The sequence below is a fragment of the uncultured Mailhella sp. genome, assembly GCF_944324615.1.
Taxonomy (GTDB): Bacteria; Desulfobacterota; Desulfovibrionia; order Desulfovibrionales; family Desulfovibrionaceae; genus Mailhella.
Map to the genome: position 1 here is coordinate 1 of NZ_CALUWY010000103.1, position 6,327 is coordinate 6,327.

Sequence of the window (6,327 nt, forward strand, 5' to 3'; positions counted from 1 at the left end):
AAGGGGGGGGGGGGGCGCGGGGGTGTGTGGGGGGGAGGGGGGGGGGGAGGGGGGGGGGGGAGAGAGGGGCGCGGGAAGGTGCCATGTGCGCCCGGAAAAGGGGGCGCGGCGCAAAAAGGGGGGGCAGGTACGGCGGGCAGTCTGCGGGAGGGTATTCCCGGAAGGGCCATGCCGCGGAAAAGGACGTTGCGGCCGCGGGAAGAGCGATATGCCGCGGGGAAGGGCGATATGCCGCGGAAAAGGCGTTGCGGATGAGGCCGCCCCCGCCCCCGGAAACGCTTTTGCCGGTCGTGGGGTAAGGGCGGCAAAGCGGCCTTTCTCCCGCCGCGCGGCCTTTTTCTGCCCCGGCCGGATGCGGGCATGAAAAAAGGGAGCCCGAAGGCTCCCGGAATCCGCCGGAGGCGGGGAGGAAGTTGCGATCAGCCCCAGAGCAGGTTGCCCACTACTGTGCCCGCCCAGGCCACCACATAGGCCACGGCGGTATTGAAGGCCATGCTGAAGAAGAGCCATTTCCAGCCGCCGGCTTCGTTCTTGAGCACCACGAGGGTGACGAAGCAGGGGGAATAGATGAGCACGAAGAGCATGAGGGCCAGCGCCACGGTCTTGGACCAGCCGGGATCGGCGGCAAGCCTTGCGGAAAGGGAATCGGGCTCGTCGGGGTCGGTTTCGCCTATGGAATAGGCGGTGCCCATGGTGGAGAGAATGGCTTCCTTGGCGGCCACGCCGGAAATGAGGGCCACGTCGGTGCGCCAGTCGAAGCCGAGGGGCCGGAACACGGGTTCCACGAACTGGCCGATGCGTCCGCCGAAGGTGTTTTTCACCTCTTCGGAGGCAAGGGCGTTTTCCACATCGCTCTTTTCTTCTTCCAGCGCGCTCTTTCGGGCGGAAAGGTCGGCCGAAGCCTGCACAAGGGCGGGTTTTGCGTTCTCATCCGCGCTTTCAAGGCGCTTCTGCACGTCGGCAAGCTGCTCTTCCAGCGGGGATATCTGCTCTTCAAGGGCGGCTATCTTCGCCTCAAAGGGCGCGGCCTTTTCGCTGTCGAGGGCCGGGAAGGTGAGCGCCGCCCAGAGAATGACGGATATGGCCAGAATGACGGTGCCCGCCTTTTTGATGTACATCCAGCCGCGTTCCCAGGTGTGGGTGAGTATGCTGCGCAGCGTGGGCAGGCGGTAGGGCGGCAGTTCCATGACAAAGGGCGTGGATTCGCCGCGGAACACGGTTTTTCTGAGCAACAGGGAAACGAGGAGCGCCACGGCCCAGCCGCAGAGGGTGATGGAGAACATGATACCGGCCTGACTGTCGGCAAAGAAGGCGGCGGTGAGCATGAGAAACACCGGAATCTTCGCGCCGCAGGTCATGAGCGGCAGGGTCATCATGGTGGCCATCCTTTCCTTTTCGCTGCGCATGGTGCGCGTGGCCATGACGCCGGGAATGGCGCATCCGCCCGCAATGCCGCCCGCAATGATGAAGGGCATCACCGAGGCGCCGTGCAGCCCGAAGGCCCGCATCACGCGGTCGAGCATGTAGGCCATGCGCGCCATGTAGCCGCTGTCTTCCAGGAAGGACACAATGAGGAACATGATGAGAATGAGCGGCACGAAGCTGAGCACGCCGCCCACACCGCCGATGATGCCGTCCACAATGAGCGACTGCACCAGCCCTTCGGGCAGGATGCCGGTCATGAGCTCGCCGAGCCAGCCGAAGAAGTCCTCCACCCAGCCCTGCGGGTACGCGCCCACAATGAAGGTGGTCCAGAACATGAAGTACACCACGCCCAGCATGATGAGCGGGCCGAAAATGGTGTTGGTGAGCACCTTGTCGAGCTTGTCGGTGAGGGCGAGGCGGTCCTTGCCGTCTTCCTTGCGGATCACCCCGTCTTTGAGCACGCTGTTGATGAAGCCGTAGCGGTAGTCGGAGATGAGGGCTTCGGGCGTGGTTTCCAGCGTGGCGGCAAGGTGCGAGGCCAGCGTGTCGCGTATGGCGTCCAGTTCAAGGGCGGCCACGGCGTTCACGGCGCGGGCCTGGGAGCGGATGATCTCGTCGTTTTCCAGAATCTTCAGCGCGGTCCAGCGGGCGGGATAACGGCCGGTGAGGATCTGCTCTTTCTCGATAATGGAAGTCATTTTCAAAAGTGCGGCATCCAGATCCGGCCCGTAGCTGATGAACAGCGCCTTGCCGGGCTTTGCCGCCTCTTCCAGAGCGAGTTCCATGGCCTTGTCCAGCCCTTCGCCGGAGCGGGCCACCGTGGGCACGGCGCGCACGCCGAAGCGGGCGGAAAGCCGGTCGAGGTCGATGCGCGTGCCCGCCTTGCGCGCCTCATCCATCATGTTGCAGGCAAGCACCACGCTCTGCCCGAGTTCGCGTATCTGCACGGCAAGAAAGAGCCCGCGCTCCAGCGTGGCGGAATCAATGATGTTGATCACGGCGCGGGGCTTTTCGGCCGCATTCTCCGGGGCGAGAACGTCGCGCACCACGCGTTCTTCCATGGAATAGGGCGTGAGGGAATAGGTGCCGGGCAGGTCCACAAGCAGCACCCTGTGTTCGCCGCACTTCACCCAGCCTTCCTTCTTTTCCACGGTCACGCCGGGGTAGTTGCCCACATGCTGATGCGCGCCCGTGTAGGCGTTGAAGGCCGTGGTCTTGCCGCAGTTGGGGTTGCCCGCAAGGGCAATGCGTATGCCGTTCTTCTTTTCTTCTTCGCTGAAGAGGGCGGCTCCCGCCGCCCCCTGCTTTTCACACATGGGGCAGCTCATCTGACCTCCACGTCGACATAGTCGGCTTCGCTGTTGCGCAGCGCAATGGTGGAACCTTCAATGCGCAGGGCCACGGGATCGCGCAGAGGAGCTCTTCCCACCACCTGCACCGACATGCCGGGCACAAGCCCCATGTCGCGGATGCGGCGGCCGAGTTCGCCGTGGGCGTTTATCCTGACAATGCTTGCCTTCTGGCCCGGAACAAGCCGGCGAAGATTCATCTGTGACATGGTTCCTCCTCAGATAAAAATGAAATTCTCTTTCAATTACAGTGCACAGCCTTCCGCACTCATGCGGCGGGCGTGCACATGGCGCCGTATGCCGGGAACGATTCCCCGGGAAAGGCCCCTGCCGGAAGCTCCCCTGCCCCGGCAGCGCGCGGGCAGAGACATGACCTGTCCCCGCAGGCAGGGCATACTTCATGCAATAGTGAAATTGAAAACCACTGTCAACCCAAAAAACGGCTTTTCTGTTGCCTGCTCCGCCAAAGAGGGGCGGGAAAACATGAGGACGGGAAAAGAATGGGGGAGAAGGGGGAAGAGACGGGGGAAAGGGGCAGGGGCTTTCCGCAGTTCTGCCTGCAAAACCCACGGGAGGGCAAAGCGTGCGCCTTCCCGGGCATGGTGTTGCGCCGGAGCAGGGGGGGACAGAGCGTAAAAGCCGTGCTCCGGAAAAAACATGCTTCCTGTTCGGTACCTTTGTGCCGGGCAGAGGCCTCTTTTTGCCGGAACGGGGCGCCCGTGCCGGAACCGCCTGCCTGCGGGGGCCGGGAACGCATGCCCCGGCGTGCCGGAGGGAGAAAACTGCAACCTGCGGGCCTGCCGGAAAACGCAGGGAGAAACGCAGGCAAAAGCGGAGGGGAAGAAGCAGAGACAACGTGCAGGGCGGAGAAGGATGGGAAGGGCTTTTGCGTCCTGCCTGGCACTTTTCTGCATCAAAGTCCGGGAAACTCCGGGGCGCAGAAGCCGGCGGCCCTTTTTCCGGAAGGGGATGGAGCAGAGACGGGGAAAGGGTCAGAGGATTTTCCGCATCTCTGCCTGCAAAACCCACGGGAGGGCAAAGCGTGCGCCTTCCCGGGCATGGTGTTGCGCCGGAGCAAGGGGCGGAGCGGGGCAAAGCCGGGAGCGGCCGTGCTCCGGAAAAAACATGCTTCCTGTTCGGTACCTTTGTGCCGGGCAGAGGCCTCTTTTTGCCGGAACGGGGCGCCCGTGCCGGAACCGCCTGCCTGCGGGGGCCGGGAACGCATGCCCCGGCGTGCCGGAGGGAGAAAACTGCAACCTGCGGGCCTGCCGGAAAACGCAGGGAGAAACGCAGGCAAAAGCGGAGGGGAAGAAGCAGAGACAACGTGCAGGGCGGAGAAGGATGGGAAGGGCTTTTGCGTCCTGCCTGGCACTTTTCTGCATCAAAGTCCGGGAAACTCCGGGGCGCAGAAGCCGGCGGCCGCCCTGACGGAGGGGAAAAGGGCCGGAAAAACGGGAAAAAAAGGCGGGCCGGAAGGAAAAAAAACGGGGAAAAATAAGGGGAAAATTTATTTTTCAAGCGGATTTGCAAGTGTTATCGAAGCTTTAAGAGAAAAAAGGCGGCAAAGGAGAGAGTTGAAAAATTTTTCAAACATGATAACGAGTTATTCGTCCCTTCCCCTACGGTTTTGCGTTGCGGCATGGCGCCTTTCTCTTCATGCCGAGGGTATTTTTTTCCTGACCTTCTGTACAAGCGCTGTTATGAAAGAAATCTGGTCCTCCATACTTAAAGAACTCGGCGGCAGGTTGCCCGAGGGCAAGTTCAAGGTTTTTCTTGAACCTCTCAAGGGCGACGTGGTCAGGTTGCCGCAGGCCGACCGCTCCGGCGGGCAGGGGCTTCTCATCGAGCCTGCCCCGGCCTTTGATTGGGAAGTCCGGCTCACCGCCATGAACGACTTCATGGCAGGCCAGGTGCGCGATCAGTTCTCCCAGGCCATTGCCGAAGTCGCCTCCTCCCTTCTGGGCGGCAGGGCAAAGGTGGTGGTGCGCGCCTCCTCTTCCCGCAAGAAGGCGGAACTGCCCCGTCCCGCGACTCTGGAGCAGGTGGCGGCCTCCATTCCCTCCACGGCGCCCGCCGTGCTCATGGCCGACAAGCAGCTCGATCTGCCCATTCCCCTGCCGCGCGTGCGCGCCTTCAACCCGGCGGTGATGAAGGGCTGGAAGCACTCGTTTGAAGATTTCGTGGTCGGCCCCTGCAATCAGATAGCCTATGCCGCCGCAAGCAATATTCTTGCCGCAAGCGCCCCTGTGGACATGGTGTTTCTGTGCGCGGGCGCGGGGCTGGGCAAAACGCATCTCACCCAGGCCGTAGGCCGCGCCCTCAGCCTTGAGGCGGACAAGCGGCAGGTGCGCATGGAATACCTCACGGCCGAGGAATTCACCTCGCAGTTCGTGCAGGCCATGAAGTACAAGACCATAGACCAGTTCAAGGAACGTTTCCGTGATCTGGACATGCTGCTTCTGGAAGACGTGCATTTTCTGCGCGGCAAGGACCGCACGCAGGAGGAGCTGCTTTCCACCATCAAGAACCTTCAGGATCACGGCGGCCGCGTGGTGCTCACCAGCTCCTTTGCTCCGCGCGATCTGGCGGGGGTGGATTCCCAGCTCGTTTCCCGCTTCTGTTCCGGCTTCGTGGCCAGCATGGAGCGCCCGAGCCGCGACACGCGCCTGCATATTCTCAAGGAAAAGGCGCGCCGTCAGTGCATGGTTCTGCCTTCCGGCGTGGCCGATCTTCTGGCCGACCGCATCACCGGCGACGTGCGCCTTCTGGAAAGCTGCCTGCACAACCTCATGCTGCAGTCGCAGTTCACGGGTCACACCGTTACGGAAGAAATGGCCATCGACGTCATCCGCAACGTGGCCCGCACCAGCCCCAGCCTCAGCCTGGAAGACGTGGTGGAACTCATCTGCCGCAGCTTCAACCTCACGCCTGCGCAGCTTTCCTCCAAGTCCCGCCGGCAGAATCTCGTGGTGGCGAGAAATACCGCCTTCTTCCTCCTGCGCAAGCATACCGACCTCACGCTGGAAGAAATAGGCGAGCGCTTCAACCGCAAGCATTCCACCGTCATCAAGGGCATCACCGCCGTGGAACGCGAAATGAGCCGTCATTCCTCCCTGGGCGGTCAGATAGAACATACCGTTTCCATGATAGAACGCTCGGCCATGCTGGGCTGAACCTCCGCTTCTCCGCCCCGCTCTGCGGGGCTTTTTTTTACCCGCTGCCCCTTCCGCCTCTGCGCAGACCGTATCCGGCAGAAAGACTTTTTCCGCGTCCGTTCCCGGCTTTTTTCGCCCGTGTGAGAACCCTGCGCGGAAAACCCGGAGAAGGCGCGCCCGCCCCGTGCCTGCGGCAGGCCCGGGAAGCCTTTTTCCTGATACGCTGCCCTGCAGGGCTTTTCCGGGCGGAAAATTCAGCATGCAAGGGCCTGCGCTATCTGCGCAAGACTGCGCTGCATGTTCAGCATATCGAGAAAGAGAACCTCGACATGCACGCCGTCTTCTGAGCTGAGGCAGGGGGGCCGCGGAAAGGGCGGCGGCATGCGCCGCATAAGCGC

Annotated in this window: 3 protein-coding genes; 1 reads left to right on the forward strand and 2 read right to left on the reverse strand. The window is 62.4% G+C overall.

Going from position 1 to position 6,327, the window contains the following annotated elements; genetic code table 11:
• Positions 1-419 precede the first annotated feature (419 nt).
• Together feoB and Q0K07_RS12755 are read right to left on the reverse strand one after the other, a co-directional pair.
• Entirely contained in the window at positions 420-2,753 is a 2,334-nt protein-coding gene (gene feoB / locus Q0K07_RS12750; protein ID WP_294559742.1) for a ferrous iron transport protein B, read from the reverse strand.
• Positions 2,750-2,983, reverse strand: coding sequence for a FeoA family protein (locus tag Q0K07_RS12755; protein WP_294559743.1), 234 nt, complete (start codon positions 2,981-2,983; stop codon positions 2,750-2,752). Before Q0K07_RS12755 ends, feoB begins: the two co-directional genes overlap by 4 nt.
• 1,491 nt (positions 2,984-4,474) lie before the next feature.
• On the opposite strand from Q0K07_RS12755, the gene Q0K07_RS12760 reads away from it, so the two are divergent.
• Positions 4,475-5,947, forward strand: coding sequence for a DnaA/Hda family protein (locus Q0K07_RS12760; protein ID WP_294559744.1), 1,473 nt, complete (start codon positions 4,475-4,477; stop codon positions 5,945-5,947).
• Positions 5,948-6,327 lie beyond the last annotated feature (380 nt).

Excerpts from the sequence above, each read along its gene's own strand:
- feoB (WP_294559742.1), bottom strand. The coding sequence starts at position 2,753 with ATGAGCTGCCCCATGTGTGAAAAGCAGGGGGCGGCGGGAGCCGCCCTC.
- Q0K07_RS12755 (WP_294559743.1), bottom strand. The coding sequence starts at position 2,983 with ATGTCACAGATGAATCTTCGCCGGCTTGTTCCGGGCCAGAAGGCAAGC.
- Q0K07_RS12760 (WP_294559744.1), top strand. The coding sequence starts at position 4,475 with ATGAAAGAAATCTGGTCCTCCATACTTAAAGAACTCGGCGGCAGGTTG.